The 14,534-nt window shown below is 58.8% G+C and carries 12 protein-coding genes; 4 read left to right on the forward strand and 8 right to left on the reverse strand.

Translation table 11 applies throughout. The annotated features are described in order from the left end of the window. Positions 1 to 83: 83 nt before the first annotated feature. Complete coding sequence (locus ABNU55_RS00810; protein ID WP_290759104.1) at positions 84 to 1,106, forward strand: zinc-binding dehydrogenase; 1,023 nt, start codon at positions 84 to 86, stop codon at positions 1,104 to 1,106. Between the two features lie 27 nt (positions 1,107 to 1,133). Here ABNU55_RS00810 and ABNU55_RS00815 read toward each other — a convergent pair whose 3' ends face one another. From ABNU55_RS00815 to ABNU55_RS00835, 5 genes are all read right to left on the reverse strand, one after another. Next, entirely contained in the window at positions 1,134 to 2,672 is a 1,539-nt protein-coding gene (locus ABNU55_RS00815) for an acyl-CoA synthetase (RefSeq protein WP_290759107.1), read from the reverse strand. A gap of 47 nt (positions 2,673 to 2,719) precedes the next feature. Further along, positions 2,720 to 4,669 carry an acetoacetate--CoA ligase gene (locus tag ABNU55_RS00820; RefSeq protein ID WP_348764219.1) on the reverse strand — a complete coding sequence of 650 codons (1,950 nt, stop codon included), beginning with the start codon at positions 4,667 to 4,669 and terminating at the stop codon, positions 2,720 to 2,722. A 254-nt stretch (positions 4,670 to 4,923) separates the two neighbouring features. Next, positions 4,924 to 5,595: a dienelactone hydrolase family protein gene (locus ABNU55_RS00825; RefSeq protein WP_290759113.1), complete on the reverse strand. Its 672-nt coding sequence runs from the start codon at positions 5,593 to 5,595 to the stop codon at positions 4,924 to 4,926. Beyond that, positions 5,592 to 6,611, reverse strand: coding sequence for an NAD(P)-dependent alcohol dehydrogenase (locus ABNU55_RS00830; RefSeq protein ID WP_290759115.1), 1,020 nt, complete (start codon positions 6,609 to 6,611; stop codon positions 5,592 to 5,594). Before ABNU55_RS00830 ends, ABNU55_RS00825 begins: the two co-directional genes overlap by 4 nt. A 139-nt stretch (positions 6,612 to 6,750) precedes the next feature. Next, positions 6,751 to 7,701 (reverse strand): LysR substrate-binding domain-containing protein, encoded by a 951-nt coding sequence (locus ABNU55_RS00835; RefSeq protein ID WP_290759117.1) that lies wholly within the window; start codon positions 7,699 to 7,701, stop codon positions 6,751 to 6,753. A gap of 100 nt (positions 7,702 to 7,801) precedes the next feature. On the opposite strand from ABNU55_RS00835, the gene ABNU55_RS00840 reads away from it, so the two are divergent. Then, the gene (locus ABNU55_RS00840; protein WP_290759119.1) at positions 7,802 to 8,611 is read left to right on the forward strand and encodes an SDR family NAD(P)-dependent oxidoreductase; all 810 of its coding nucleotides are present in this window, start codon (positions 7,802 to 7,804) and stop codon (positions 8,609 to 8,611) included. Positions 8,612 to 8,692: 81 nt separating this feature from the next. After that, a complete protein-coding gene (locus ABNU55_RS00845; protein ID WP_290759121.1) occupies positions 8,693 to 9,607 on the forward strand; it encodes an SDR family NAD(P)-dependent oxidoreductase in 915 nt (304 codons plus the stop codon). Between the two features lie 37 nt (positions 9,608 to 9,644). Here ABNU55_RS00845 and ABNU55_RS00850 read toward each other — a convergent pair whose 3' ends face one another. Then, positions 9,645 to 11,264, reverse strand: a complete 1,620-nt coding sequence (locus ABNU55_RS00850; protein WP_348764181.1) for an FAD-dependent monooxygenase — start codon at positions 11,262 to 11,264, stop codon at positions 9,645 to 9,647. Between the two features lie 194 nt (positions 11,265 to 11,458). Here ABNU55_RS00850 and ABNU55_RS00855 point away from each other — a divergent pair, with 194 nt between their 5' ends. Continuing rightward, complete coding sequence (locus tag ABNU55_RS00855; RefSeq protein WP_290759127.1) at positions 11,459 to 12,859, forward strand: FAD-dependent oxidoreductase; 1,401 nt, start codon at positions 11,459 to 11,461, stop codon at positions 12,857 to 12,859. On the opposite strand, the gene ABNU55_RS00860 is transcribed toward ABNU55_RS00855, so the two are convergent. Together ABNU55_RS00860 and ABNU55_RS00865 are read right to left on the reverse strand one after the other, a co-directional pair. Continuing rightward, positions 12,860 to 13,753, reverse strand: a complete 894-nt coding sequence (locus ABNU55_RS00860) for an NAD(P)-dependent oxidoreductase (protein ID WP_290759129.1) — start codon at positions 13,751 to 13,753, stop codon at positions 12,860 to 12,862. Continuing rightward, a complete protein-coding gene (locus ABNU55_RS00865; protein ID WP_290759131.1) occupies positions 13,753 to 14,511 on the reverse strand; it encodes a short-chain dehydrogenase/reductase in 759 nt (252 codons plus the stop codon). The genes ABNU55_RS00860 and ABNU55_RS00865 overlap by 1 nt, the downstream gene beginning before the upstream one ends. Positions 14,512 to 14,534 lie beyond the last annotated feature (23 nt).

A 14,534-nucleotide genomic window follows, 5' to 3' on the forward strand; every position in this document is an offset into this window, starting at 1 on the left:
CCTCCCTAAACTTGAAGCGGGCACCGGAGGTGGCAGATACTGCCTCCGGTGCCTTTTTTTCAAAGATGCACAAGGAAAGAACCATGAAAGCAGCAGTTCTCGAAAAGCGCGGCGCCGACGGCCTGAAGGTGCAGACGGTTGCTGACCCGGAGCGCAAGCCAGGCGAAGCTCTGATGAAGGTCAAGGCGAGTTCGCTGAACCGGGTTGACGCCTACATGCGTGACAATGGCCAGGGTATCACGCATGAATTGCCCATCATTCTGGGGGTCGATGGTGTGGGAGAGATCGAGGAGTGCGATCCAGGCAGTCACCTTCGGCGCGGCCAGCGCGTCATGCTGTTTTCATCCCTGTTCTGCCAGAAGTGTCGCTACTGCCTCGATGGCGAGCAGCCGCTTTGCGTGAATCTTAAAATTGCGGGCGAGCATCGCGACGGGTCCTTTGCCGAATACATTTCTATGCCCGAGCGTTGCTTCGTGCCGCTGCCTGACCAAATCAGTTTCGAAGATGCCGGCGTGCTGCCGGCGGCCTACAACACCGCTTATCGAATGCTCTTCGGAAAGCGTGCCCTGCAACCGGGTGAAACCGTTCTCGTCGTTGGCGCAGGTGGCGGCGTATCGACGGCGTGCATTCAGCTTGCAAAGCTGATCGGTGCCCGCGTGCTCGTGACGTCGTCGAGTGAGAAGAAACAGAAGCAGGCTGAAGCGATCGGCGCCGATGCAGGAGTGAACTACAAGACCGAACATGTCAGCAAGGGTATTCTTGAGCTGACCGACGGTGTCGGTGTCGATATGGTGATCGACAGTGTTGGAGAGGCGAGCTGGGGCGAATCCCTGCGCTCGCTGCGCCGCGGCGGCCGTATCGTCACGTGCGGAGCAACGACAGGCGGAAACCCGCCTGTTGAGCTGCAGCGCATGTTTATCCGGCAACTTGACCTCTATGGATCGACGGGTGCGAACTTCGATGAGTGCCGGAATATGCTGTCCATGGTCGCTAATACGGGTCTGAAGCCTGTCATCGACAGCCGTTTCAGTCTGGACCAGATCGGAGATGCCTACGACCGCCTTGAGGCGGCCGATCGTTTCGGCAAGGTATTGGTCACCATCTAAGAGCGGATCGGAATTAGGGGCGCCCGACTAGGCGCCCTTCGCGTCCTTCCAGTATTCGTCGCGCAGCAGCCTCTTGTAGAGCTTTCCGGTCGGCAGACGCGGGAGCGCTTCAAGAAAGTCGATCTGCCGTGGAAGCTTGATCCTTCCGAGATTTGACAGGACATGTTCCTGGATGTCGGAGGCTAGATCTTCGCCAGCATCGGACATGTCGAGCGGCTGGACGATCGCGACGAGGCGCTCACCAAGATCAGGGTCCGGCGCGCCAATAACGGCAACGTCCGCCACCTTCGGATGCGAGACGATGACGTCCTCGATTTCCTGAGGGTAGATGTTCACACCGCCGGATATGATCATGAAGCTCTTGCGGTCGGTCAGATAGAGATAGCCTTCCTCGTCCACCCAGCCGATGTCGCCCAGAGTGCTCCAGCCTTTGTCATTATAAGAGTCCGCAGTCTTGGCTTCGTCCTTGTGGTAACTGAACTGGTTTCCACCTTCGAAGAAGATGGCGCCCTCTTTGCGAGGCGGCAGCTCCTCACCGTCTTCTGACAAGATATGCAATTTGCCGAATTTCGCCTGACCGACAGAACCCTTGTGCGCCAGCCACTCTTCAGGCGTGATGATAGTCATTCCGTTGAATTCAGTGCCAGCATAGTATTCGTGGATCATCGGCCCCCACCATTCAATCATCTGCTCCTTGATCCCGACCGGGCAGGGTGCAGCGGCGTGAATAGCGAGTTGGTGTGACGACAGGTCATGCCCAAGGCGCTCTTCATCTGGAAGCTTCAGCATGCGGATGAAATGTGTCGGCACCCACTGAGAGTGCGTGATCTTTTCCTGCTCGATCAGTTCGAGCGCGAGTTTGGGATCAAACTTTTCCATCACGACGACGCTGCCGCCAAGTTTCATGACACTGAGGCTCCAGCGCAGGGCGGCTGCATGGTACATGGGAGCGGGGCAAAGATAGGTTATCCCCTGCTCAAAGCCGAACCCACTATTTGCGAGCTGTGTCAGAGCATCCATTTCGGTGATGGGCGTGTCGGGAAGATCGAACTTCACCCCCTTAGGCCGGCCCGTTGTTCCAGACGAATACAACATCGGACCGCCCATGCTCTCGTCGGAGATCGGCGTTCCAGGATGTTCATCACGCTGAGCGACATAGTCGCGCGCACCTTCGGCCGAGCCATCGACCAGAAAGACGATGAGCCCAGGTTGGTTCGCGGCGACTTCCAGTGCTACCGGCAAGGTTTTGCGGGATGCGAACAGAACTTTGGCATCGGAGTCGCCGACGATGTAGCCGGCCTCCTTTGCCGAGAGGTGCGTCGAGATGCCGGTGAAGTATAGACCCGATCTTTCCGCACCGAGCGCGATCTCGAAGTAGCGTCCGTGGTTTTCCAGGAGGATGGCGATGACGTCTCCTCGCTTGAGGCCGCATCCACGAAGTAAATGAGCGCACTGGTTCGAGCGACGTTCGAAGGCCGCGAATGTCACGCTCTCACCACTGGGCATCATTTTGTAGGCGGTCTGGTCAGGTGTTTCTTGCGCGTGATTGTGAACGTGAAGAAGCATTTCTAGAGCCTTCTTTGAGTGTTTCGATAGTGCTCGGCCGCCATGTTTTAGAGCGCGGTCGTCCGGAATTGTTCGAACCATTCCAATGCCTGCGCGTCGCGAAGCATTTGCGGGTCGGCAACGTGATTGAGCGGCGTGCCTTCCAGGAGGCGCCGAACTGGAACTTCGAGACGTTTGCCCGTGAGCGTATAGGGAATTGATGGTACCTCGACGATCCGGTTCGGAATGTGCCGAGGACTGGTTTCACGCTTCAGCGCAGCCGAAATCGCCGCTGCCGCGGTATCGTTGAATACGTGACCCTCCCGCATTTGAACGAACAGAATAATCTCGTCGGAGACGCAGACGACCATAGAGTCCTCAATTTCGGGAAGCGTCTCCATCGCTCGATAGATTTCGGCCGTTCCGATCCGGACCCCGTTTCTGTTGAGCGTCGCATCCGAGCGTCCCATAACATAGAGGCCGCCGCGATCGTTAATCTGGCAGAGGTCACCTTGCTGCCAGACCCCCGGAAAGGTGCTGAAGTAGGTTTCGTGGTAGCGGCGGTCGCCAGGGTCATTCCAGAACCGGATTGGCATCGAAGGCGAGGGCGATCGTATTACCAGCTCCCCGGTCTCATTGCGCAAACTTTCGCCATCAGCAGAAAAGCAATCGACATGGATCCCTAGCGCCGCTCCCTGGATTTCGCCGGCAAAGATTGGCCGGGTCGCGACGCCACCTGCGATCGTGCCGCACAAATCGGTGCCGCCGGTCTGTGAGGTGACCCAAAGGTCTTCCTTCACATTGTCGTAGAACCAGCTGAATGTTTCAGGGGTGGAGGGCGCGCCGCCGAGGACGATCATTTCGAGGTGGTCGAGATCAAACTGGGCTGCAGGCACGACGTTGGTCGCAGCCATTTTCTGCACCAGCCCCGGGCTGAAACCCAGGTCCGTGACGCCTGCCTCTTCCGTCATCCGCCAAAGCGCTGCGGCATCTGGGTAAACCGGACTGCCATCGTAGATCACGATGCTGCATCCGGTGAGCAGCGTGCAGATCAGAGAATTCCAGACCATCCAGCTTGTGGTCGTGTAGAAAAAAATGGTCGAGTCGGGCTTGAGCTCGGCTGAAAAATGTCCGGACTTCAGATGTTCCAGAAGGATGCCAGCATGGCTTTGGACGATGGCCTTTGGCAGGCCGGTCGTTCCAGACGAGAACAAGATCCAGAGGGGGTGGTCGTGGCCAACCTGCTCGTATTTGAATAGGTCGGCATCTCCAGCGACCTGTTCAAGCAGTACGTCCCAGTCATGAAGCCGGATGGCGGCAGAAGGGCGCCTGGCTGCGCAGTCTGAAGACACATAGACGATATGCTCGAGGCTGGGGATTGACGTGAGTACAGCATCGATGCTGTCCCTTTTGTCCTTGTTGGAGCCATTGAAGCGATAGGAGGCTGCTGCGAAAATCAGCTTCGGTTCGAGTTGGCCAAATCTGTCGACGACTGTCTTCGCCCCGAATTCGGGTGAGGCCGATGAGAAGACTGCGCCGATCGCAGCGGAGGCTAGCTGTGCGATGATCGCTTCAACCCTGTTGGGAAGATAGCAGATGACGCGATCGCCGGGTTCTATGCCCAGCGAGCGCATTGCTGTTGCCAGTTTGCGAACTGAGCTGCCAAGCTCTGACCAGGATACTTCGCGTTTGGACTCGGCTTCGGAGAATGCGACGATGGCCGTCTTGTCGGGTGTGGCCCCTTCATGACGGAGGATGTTCTGGGTGAAGTTCAGCCGTGAGCCCTCAAACCAGGCCGCGCCGGGCATCTGGCGAGTGGATACAACCCGATCATAGCGCCGTTCCGCGTCGACGTCGAAATGATCCCAGATTGCCGACCAGAAGCCCTCGAGGTCCGAAACAGACCAGTTCCATAGATCTTCATAGTTCGCGAAGTTGAGATTGCGTTCTTGTTCCAGCCAGAGCATGAAGCGCATCAGGTTTGAATCCTGAACTCTTTGTCTCGAAGGGCTCCACAGGTGCGTGCCCCAATCGGACGTCGATGACGCAGCGCTGTGGGAGGGCTGATCACAAAAATCTGAACCTATAGTCTGCGGCTTTGTCATGTTGTTTTCCTCCCATCGACGTCGACCGTTTCGGTCCTGTTTTGGTTTCAGATTATCCGTCGAGGCTCTCTGCGGTAAAGGTATTGCCATTGCCCCGAACGAATTGGCAGCGCATCATTTTTCCTGAATTTCCTCCTTTGTGAGAAAAACAGCCAGTAAGGCATGGCTCAGTTGGAGGTTTGGCTGTTGGATATTGCGCTCAAGATTTCGTCGGCCACGGACGAATTGAGTTCTTTAGGCCATTCATGCCCGCCTGCATGAGGCATAAGCGCTAGACCGATCCCAGCCGTATTAAATTGTTCGGCGGCTGCTTGTGCGGCGCGGAACGGAATGACTGGATCATCCTCGCCGTGAACCCAGATGAGGGGAACATCCTGGTGAGCCTGACCCGGTGGGTGTGCTTCAAGCAGGTGCGGCATGATCCGTCCCGAAGCCACAATACACATTTGCAGTTTGTCGGGATGCTCAAGAAAGAGATGGGCTGCCATCACGCCGCCCTGGCCAAAGCCGATCAAGACAAGTGGAAGGCTCGGGTCGAGGGTGTCCAGGAAATCTGCGATGGCCTGGCGACTGGACACTTCTTGCTGAAGATCCGGCGTTGGTGGTCCAGCATCGTTGAATTCGATATTGAACCATCCGAACCCATTATCGGGCGCCTCTCCAAAAGGGTGAGATGCCCGCAAGGCGTAGATGCGCACGCCTGAGGGAATGGCGTCTTTTATGTCATCGTAAACGATGGAATCGGTGTGACCGAGACCATGCAGCAGGACGACATTTGCTGTCGCATCGGCTACGGGCGCACCATGAACGCTGTAATCTAGTCCTGAATTCTGGGTCATTGTTCGAAGTCGATCACGATTTTGCCAAAGTGCTGTCCGCTCTCCAGATGACGGACGGCTTCATCAGCTTTTTCGAAAGGGAAGACCTTGTCGATGACCGGCTTGAGGCCGTTCTTCGAAATCGCTGAGTTGAGGTCTTCGAATTGCTGGCGATTGCCGACAGAGATGCCCTGAAGGGAAAGGTTCTTGCCGAAAATTGCCGGCATGAGCAGTTCCTGTGTACGTCCGCCAAGCACGCCGATAACAACAATTCTTGCGCCGACGGCTGCCGCCCCGATCGACTGATTGATCGTTCCGCCGCCGCCGACTTCTACAATGACGTCGACGCCCGTGCCGCCGGTGATTTCCAGCGCTTCCTTGCCCCAGTCAGGCGTCTTCTTGTAGTTGATCGTGGCATCGGCACCGAGTGCAACGGCTCGTTCGAGTTTTTCATCTGATGAGGATGTTACGATCACGCGTGCGCCGACCATTTTGCCGATAAGAAGTGCAAAGATCGACACACCGCCCGTTCCTTGAACGAGGAGCCATTCATCCTTCTGTAGCTTCGCTTCTGCCGACAGGGCGCGCCATGCGGTGAGGCCTGCGCAGGGAAGGGTGGCGGCCTCCTGATAGGACAGCTTATCACTGAAGCGTGACGCCGCTTCCTGATGGACAGTGACGTATTCCTGAAGAACGCCTGCGGCGGATGCCGATCCTAGCGAAACGGACCGGTCGGCCTTGCTGACAGGGCCATCCTGCCATTTCGGGAAAAAGCTCGGGCAGACCCGGTCGCCAACGGCAAACCGGTCGACTTTGGATCCGGCTTTCACGACCTCGCCGGCTGCGTCGGACAGGGGTATCTGGGGAAGGGCGCCGAAAGGCGTCTTGTTTTCGACTGTTACGAGATCCCGGTAGTTTACCGACGCGGCGTGCAGTTTGATGAGAATCTCTTCCGGGCCAGGCTCGTTCGGCGTGTCCTTTTCGACCAGCCGCATATGATCAATACCCCAGGCATCCTGGACTTCCCATACTCGCATCTCAAGCATCCTCTTCTGGCCGCCATGGCGGCTCCCGTCATTCAAAACAAATGTTTTACATTTGATGGCGGGCATTGCAAGGGCGCTTCGACGCGTCATTGGTCGATCGTTGCTGTCTGACCGGCATGAGCCGCAGATATTAGTGGCTGACGATTGTCTTGACCGGGGGCGTGAGGACCGTGCCGAACAGAGCGTTCAGCGCATCATTGGTTTTCTTGGCCTCGCTCTGGATCCACTCCGTAAAAGCCTGGGTGCCGGGATGTTTTTTCCGTCCTGAGCGAATGTAGAGGTATTGCGGCAATTCAACATCCAGACAGGTGTTCGAGACGGGGACGAGCGAGCCTGATGCGAGGTCGTCTGCAACAAAGAACAAGAGACCGAGTGCGACTCCGGCGCCGCGCCGCGCGGCCTGATAAGTCAGGCTGAGACTGTCGAATTCCAGACCGCGTTCGAACGCTGGGGTCCCGAGTCCCATTGCGTCGTACAGCTTTTCCCAGAAGGGTATTTCTCGCCGGGTGAAAAGAAGGGGGAGGGCGTTACGACCGGTGAGGAGGCTGTCGCTTGAATCGGTCTTGAGGTCTGCAGCGACAACCGGTGTGAAAACTGTGGGAAACAGCTCAACCTGGCGGATTCCGCTCTCCAGGATGGTCTGTGTTGAAACGGCAGCGTCGAGCGGCTCGAGTGCGAAACTGATGTCGCTGAAAGCCTGCTTCAACTGGATCGGCAGGTCTGGACGGGATTTGCGAAAGTCTCCCATCCTCGGGGTGAGCCAGTCGGTGGCCATGCTGGTGAATGTCCGCAGGCGGATCGGGCGGGAGGTGCCTGAATCCACGTCCCGGCAGGCGGCGTCCATCGTCTCGAAAGCTGTCGCTACAGAGGCGTGGAGCGGCTTGCCCCACTGGGTAAGATGAACGCCGTCATGGCGGCGTTCGAAAAGTTCGCAGTTGAAATAGGACTCCAAAATCGCGACATGCCGACTTACGGCGCCAACCGACACGCGCAACTCGCGGGCAGCAGCGCTAAGACTTCCTGTGCGACCAGTCGCTTCGAAAGCCTTCAGCGCATTTAGGGGAGGCAGATTATACCGCATCCTGGCCTTTCCAGAAAACTGAAGCCTGACTTGCGCAGAATATGACTCGAATGGCAATCAAGCGCACTTAGAATAACTGTTCTAAGTTAGCGAGGTCGCCATGGTCAATTCACTCGAAGGAAAACTCGCCATCGTCACCGGTGGTGCAGGCGGCATGGGGCGTTCCCACGCTCTCAGACTTGCTAAGCTCGGAGCGAATGTTGCCATTCTCGATATCGACTTGAACGTGGCCGCCCGCTACGGCGAAACGCTCTCTGCTGCGACGGTTCGCGATGAGATCCTTGAGCTCGGGCGGGACTGTATCGCGATTGAAGCGGATCTATCGGATCGGGCTGCCGCCTTTGACGCTGTCAAAAAGATCGAGCAGCATTTCGGTCGCATTGATATTCTCGTCAACAATGCGGGCGGAGCGATCACACCCATCGAGAACAGTTCCGCGTCATCCTCCAGTGAGGAGGACAGGCGCAAGCTCTTTTCCGTCAATTTCGAGACTGCCGTGAATATGTGCCAGGCGTGCGCGCCAGCCCTCCGCAAACAGGGTGGGGCGATCGTGAACACCTCCACGGTCGGTGTGAGCGCTGACGATGCCGGGGCTCGTTTTGCAATGTACTCTGCCTCGAAGGCGGCCATCGAAAAATACACACGATCGCTTGCAGTGGAGCTTGGCCCGGATGGCGTGCGCGTCAATTGCGTCGCCCCTGGCCTTGTCGCGACGCCGCGGGTTGCAAGCCAGGCGGCTGCGCGGAAGCTCGCGACCGGCGGACAGGAAGCGAAGATCCCGCTGAGGCGCCTCGGCCAGGCCAGCGATATCACCGGCGTCGTGGAATTCCTTGTCAGTGATCTGGCGGGCTACGTCACAGGTGAATGCATCCGCGTCGCTGGCGGTCTTGAACTGGTGAGCGCCGCATGATGACGAATAAGGGGCGAAGGAACGCAAGGGCCGAGAAGTCAGCCTTTGGCCGGGAGATCGCCGGGCAGGTCGCGGTCGACCATGTCTGAGGCCCCCCGTTCGCCAGAGTCTCCTCTGCACTTCAATGGAGAGGTTGCATTAGTCACCGGGGCTGCGAGCGGCCTCGGACTTAGCCATGCCCGTGCGCTGGCTGAGCGCGGTGCCCGGGTTATGCTGAACGACATTGCCACCGCCGATGGCGGAAAACTGTCGGCTGAGGACGCGGCGGCTCAATTGAGATCTGAAGGGCTGGTTGCTGATGCCATAACCGCCAGCGTCGGTGTGGAGTTAGGAGCTAAAGCCTCGGTCGAGGCCACGTTGAGCAAATGGGGCCGCATCGACATCCTCGTCAACAATGCCGGGAATGGCATTGGAGGAAAGGTGCAGGATGTCGAAACAGAACAGTTGGCGAGTGTCCTGAATGTTCATCTGTTCGGCATGTTCTGGACCAGCCGCGCTGCGTTGCGCCCTATGCGGAAAGCCGGCTACGGACGCATCATCAATACCGCTTCGGCTGTTGGTGCGTTCGGAGCTCCAGATACTGCGCCTTATGTCGTCGCGAAGGCAGCAGTGCTTGGCCTTTCCAAGGCGACTTACCTCGACAATCGCGATCTCGACATCAAGGTGAACACGATCTGTCCGGTCGCGGAGACGCCGCTGGCGCAGGCCTATTTTGACAAGCATCCGGAGCTGGATACCTCGCGGCTGACCCCGCAGGCTGTTTCACCGGTCGTGGTCTATCTGTCTCACCGCCGCTGCAGGCTGAACGGCGAAGTGCTCAGCGTTGCAGGCGGCCGCGTCGCGCGAATATTCACGGCGACAGCGCCCGGCGTCACACGCGACGGCCTCACCGCCGAAATTGTTGAGGACTCCCTCGAGGATATTCTGAGCGAAGATGGCTACACCATACCTCGCAGTTCGATTGATCAGTACGCCCTCCAGCCCAAGGGCCGGTAAACCCCAAGCCGTGACGAGCAGACGAGACACCGGGCCTTTAATGACCGGTTGCCAGCCTTGCGAGCGCGTCCGGGGCAGACGGCAGGGAATTGCCGGTCCAGACGATATGGAGGTCAGGCCGCACGAGCACGTAGCGGCAGCCATAGGTCATGCGAACATGTTCTTCTGCGCGGCTGACGATATCCAGAGGCGCTCCGATCGCCTTGAAAGCGGATTGGACCGGGGACGCATCAACTGCCCCCGTCAGGTCCACGAAGGTGTAATCCATGCCCAGGATATCCTGCATGGCTGTACCGTCCTCGAGCCAGATATGCGGGATGCGCGCGCCCGGTTCCGTCGTTGGCAGGTACCGGACCGTGTCCCAGGTATCGATGGCTCCCGGTTCAGACGCGATCAGGGGCGAGCCAGCATAGGTATAGTTCTGCTCGGCGCCGACCATTTCGTGCACGCGCCGGTGATGACGGTTGGCAAGCTTGGCGGCCTGGTGCTGTTCCGTCCGCCCCTCTTCACTATCCTGGCTGACAGCTTCGGTGAGATGGGTCCGCCAGAGGCCGAGTCCCTGCGCCGCCCAGCCTGAGGCTTCGACATTCTTCTGCCCGACAGGCCGGCGCTCGGTCTCGTAGCTTTCCAGAAGGCCCGGACCGCCCCAGCCCTGTACGGTGCCAGCGAGTTTCCAGGAGAGGTCAAGCGCATCGCCGACGCCTGAATTCATGCCAAGGCCGCCGGTCGGAATCACGAGGTGGATGGCGTCGCCCGCAAGAAACACCCGTCCCTTGCCGTATTTTTCGGCGAGCAGGAGGTGAAGCGTCCAGTTGCTGACATTGAGGATTTCGTAGTCGAACTCGATGTCCGGTCCCATTTTCTTCCGGATCCAGGCATCCAGATCGGTATCGTCGGGAATGTCCGAGTTGAGTGTGAATTCCTTGCGATCGCCCTGCACAATCATCGCCGAGCCTTCCGGATCGGTGAAGTAGTAGTGCCGGCCTTTGCCCATCGGAATGCGGTCATAGAGCGTTTCTGAGCGAAAGCAGATCTGCTTCATCTTGCGCAGGCTGCCCTGGCCTTCGAGCTTGATGCCAAGCGCCTTGCGAACCGTGCTGCCGCCGCCATCGCATCCGGCAAGATAGCTGCAGCGAACCTCTTCAGGTTGGCAGCCGGAAGGGTGCAGCGTGACGGTCACTCCGTTTTCATCCTGCTCCAGCGCCGTCAGTTCGCACCCATATCGAACGGTGACGTTCGGCGTCTTTTCGGCGACCGATTTCAGCAGCGGTTCGAGCCGGTTTTGTGAGACAAGCTGGTAGGGCTCGAGCGGCTGGGAGTGATCTCTCGCTTTCTCGATACGCTCCCGCATCTCGCCGACGGAAGGGTAGTGCTGCTTCAGCAGGGGCGCTTCGGAGAGCGTGTTCACCACATAGATGTCCATCGGCGCATCGGCCGGATAACCGAGGGCACGGACCTCATCGGCGATTCCCATGCGACGATAAAACTCCATCGTACGGGAATTAGACCGGTCCATTTTAGGCCATGGGCCTGTGGTCGGGTCGCGCTCGACGATGAGGGTTTTGACGCCACGGCGTCCGAGATCGATGGCCAGTGTCAGACCGACCGGGCCAGCCCCGGCAATGATGACATCAAATTGTGGCTCTGCTTGGCTCATGCGGTTCACCTTGGAAATCTGTTGCCCAAACGCTATCGGCGAGACGGCGCAGAGGAACTCACAGAAACAAGGACGCAGCTTTCAGGAAAAGTGAAATCCGGTTGATCGATTATGGCATTGTGGGAGCCGGCCAAGACCATACGGTCAAACAAGCCGGCAAGAGACCCGGTGATGAGACCTTCAGGGAGGCCCGAATGCTCAGAGAAACCGGCGATTTGCCAACCGAAACCGATGTTCTCATCCTCGGCGCCGGGATCGCGGGACATTGCGCGGCTTTGGCCGCTGCAGAAGCTGGTGCACGGGTGCTCCTGCTCGAAAAATCCTCACAGCCCGGGGGCAGTTCGGCGATTGCCGGCGGGGCCTTCGCCTTTTGTGGAACGGACGAGCAGAAAGCTGCAGGCATCAGCGACTCGATAGAGGACTTCCGGAATGCGCTCCTGAAAACCGGAAAGAACAAGAATAATAGAGAGATGTTGGAGCTTTTTCTCTCAAGGCAGGAAGGCGCTTACAGGTTTCTAAGATCGCAAGGCATTGGCTTCGAGCTTTTGCCGTCCCCGCCGCCTGAAATGGCGCGGGTGCACCTCACCGGAACGGGGCGTGCTGTCACACAGCTCCACATGAAGGTTCAGGCGCATCCTGGCATCGACTTCTTCAGCAAGTCTGCGGGGGCTCGTCTGATACGCAATCCCGAGACCGGTCGTGTGGACGCCTGCATCGTCATGTTCGGGGATCGCGAGACCGAAATTCGGGCGAGACGAGGCATTGTCCTTGCCACCGGTGGTTTCTCCAGAAGTGCCGAGTTGCTTGGCGTCTTCGCGCCCGAGCTTGAGTTCGGGGTAAAGCACGGCGGAGTTGCCAATACCGGAGATGGTCTGATCATGGCTTGCGATCTTGGGGCAGGGCAGGCCGACCTTGGCTATGTCGCAGGATCCTTCGGGGGCGCCATCCGCAACTATCCTGGCGCCACCGCCAAGGCAGACGAAATTCCGCCCCTCATTTTCGCGTTCCAGGATGCCGCGATCATGGTCAACAAGTATGGCAAGCGCTTCGTTGACGAAGCGCAGAGCTACAAGGCGCTGAGTTCGATCGGAATGGCGCAGCCAGATGGCGTCGCCTTTCAGGTTTTCGACGAGACGATGATGGCCGCCTCGCTTGGCGACACCAGCGTCAACAACTATCACGAAGCGCTTCTGGGCGGTTACATCAAGAAGGCAGAGACGATCAGAGAGCTGGCCGGAGCCATGCAGATCGATCCCGATGTGCTCGAAAATACTGTGTCGACATACAATGATGGCGCGGCTGCCGGGACAGACGAACAGTTCGGCCGCACTCGCGGGCTGCGCCCCATAGATAATCCGCCCTATTACGTCGCCGCCACCGCCAACGCGATCACGTCCACCTACGGAGGCGTTGCCGTGGATGGGCAGCTAGCCGTTGTCGACTGGTTTGGTGTGCCGATCGACGGCCTCTATGCGGCAGGCGAGGTCGCCGGAGGGTTTCACGGGGCGGGCTATTACAGCGCCTCGTCCCTTTCCAGCTCCGCGACCTTCGGGCTTGAGGCTGGCCGCAATGCCGCGAAGGGCTCGGGCCATTGATCAGGTGTCGAGGTGCTGGATCATCCTGAACACCGCGTCGAAATGCGAAATGACTGGTAGCGGGACACCGCGTTCGCGTGCCATGTCGAGCGCCATAGCTAGATCCTTCATCAGGATGTCGAGATTGCCTGCAAGTTCTCTACGGAGATTGCCCCGATAATAGTCATCCAGCGTTTCGACGAGAATTCGAACAGGGCTTGTGTCGTCTGCGCTTATTGACCGGCCAAATTCTCGCGAAACACTGGATTCCGCGAAGCCGCCGGCGACCGCTTCCACGATGATGCCGGGTTCCAATCCATACCGTCCGCCCAATGCGACAGCTTCTGCAAGCGCTGCCATGGTGCCGAAATTCAGCACCTGGTTGCAGGCCTTCATGGCTTGGCCGGACCCGACCGGGCCGAGATGGGTGATCTTGCTTGCAAAGCTCTTCAAAACTGGTTCGGCCAGCGCGACATCTTGCTGATCACCTCCGACCATGACGGCCAGCGTGCCGGCGCGCGCGCCAATTGCGCCTCCAGAGACGGGGGCATCAACATAGTGGATCGACGCGTCGGCGAGGTGGTTGGCGATGTCCACGGCATCGACAGGAGGCACGGTGGAATTGTCTACGAGTAGCCGAGCTTTGCTGGGGGTCGCGCGAAGGAGCCCCTGCTCGCCCGACATCACTTCATGCATGGCGGAAACGCTGCCGAGGCAGGTGAAAATCACATCGCACGTCTCGGCGATTTCAGAAGGCGAGGTGGCCGCCTCAGCGCCAGCGGTCAGCAAGGGTTGCATCTTGTCTCGGGTCCGGTTCCAGACCGTTAGTGGCCAACCAGCCGCCGCTATTCGTTCGGCCATTGGGGCGCCGATATCGCCAAGGCCGATATATCCGATTTTTAGGCGGGCCGTCATCAGAGCCCCCCATCAATGGTGACGATGGAGCCCGTCGTGTAAGCCGAGCGGGCTGACGCCAGAAACGCCGCCGCATCGGCGATTTCCTGGGGCGCTGCGGCCCGGCCGAATGGCAGGTCTCCCATCAGCTCTTCCCACCGGGCTCGGTCTTTGAAGCGGCGTTCGGCTTCTGCCTTCAGCAGCATCTGGAAGCGATCCGTCAGTACCGGGCCGGGATTGATCCCGACAACGCGAACGCCATCGGTCCTGGCATCGTGCGCAAAGGCCCGGGTGAACATCATCAGAGCGGCATTGCCGGTGCTGCCGCAAATATAATCCTTGTTCGGATTTTCTCCGGCCGAGCCGATAATGTTGACGATGACGCCGCCGGGCTTGGCAAGCTTTTCATAGAGCGCGCGCGTCAGATCGATGTAGCCATTGACCTTCAGGTCCCAGCCGCGGCGCCAAACTTCAGCGTTCACTTTCATCAGGGAGCCGGGTGGAATGGCGCCGGCATTGTTCACGAGCACGTCGATCGAAGAGACGGCGCTCGCGACGGTAGCAACGCCGTCGGGGGTGGAAAGGTCGGCGCAGATCGTCTCGACACCGATGCCGTGGCCGGCGGACAGGCGGTCGCCAGCCAACTCCAGCTCGTTCTCCGACCGTGCCACCAGAATGAGGTTGGCGCCTTCGCGGGCGAAACTTTTAGCGGTCGCGAACCCGATGCCTTTTGAGCCGCCGGTGATCAGGATGCGTTTTCCCTGAAGTTCGAGGTCCATGGGCGTTTTCTTTCTGGATGCTC

This window comes from uncultured Henriciella sp. (genome assembly GCF_964005855.1).
Classification (GTDB): Bacteria; Pseudomonadota; Alphaproteobacteria; order Caulobacterales; family Hyphomonadaceae; genus Henriciella.

What these genes read in the sequence shown, in the direction of transcription:
- ABNU55_RS00810 (WP_290759104.1), top strand. Translation starts at nt 84, where the DNA reads ATGAAAGCAGCAGTTCTCGAAAAGCGCGGCGCCGACGGCCTGAAGGTG.
- ABNU55_RS00815 (WP_290759107.1), bottom strand. Translation starts at nt 2,672, where the DNA reads ATGCTTCTTCACGTTCACAATCACGCGCAAGAAACACCTGACCAGACC.
- ABNU55_RS00825 (WP_290759113.1), bottom strand. Translation starts at nt 5,595, where the DNA reads ATGACCCAGAATTCAGGACTAGATTACAGCGTTCATGGTGCGCCCGTA.
- ABNU55_RS00830 (WP_290759115.1), bottom strand. Translation starts at nt 6,611, where the DNA reads ATGCGAGTATGGGAAGTCCAGGATGCCTGGGGTATTGATCATATGCGG.
- ABNU55_RS00835 (WP_290759117.1), bottom strand. Translation starts at nt 7,701, where the DNA reads ATGCGGTATAATCTGCCTCCCCTAAATGCGCTGAAGGCTTTCGAAGCG.
- ABNU55_RS00840 (WP_290759119.1), top strand. Translation starts at nt 7,802, where the DNA reads ATGGTCAATTCACTCGAAGGAAAACTCGCCATCGTCACCGGTGGTGCA.
- ABNU55_RS00845 (WP_290759121.1), top strand. Translation starts at nt 8,693, where the DNA reads ATGTCTGAGGCCCCCCGTTCGCCAGAGTCTCCTCTGCACTTCAATGGA.
- ABNU55_RS00850 (WP_348764181.1), bottom strand. Translation starts at nt 11,264, where the DNA reads ATGAGCCAAGCAGAGCCACAATTTGATGTCATCATTGCCGGGGCTGGC.
- ABNU55_RS00855 (WP_290759127.1), top strand. Translation starts at nt 11,459, where the DNA reads ATGCTCAGAGAAACCGGCGATTTGCCAACCGAAACCGATGTTCTCATC.
- ABNU55_RS00860 (WP_290759129.1), bottom strand. Translation starts at nt 13,753, where the DNA reads ATGACGGCCCGCCTAAAAATCGGATATATCGGCCTTGGCGATATCGGC.
- ABNU55_RS00865 (WP_290759131.1), bottom strand. Translation starts at nt 14,511, where the DNA reads ATGGACCTCGAACTTCAGGGAAAACGCATCCTGATCACCGGCGGCTCA.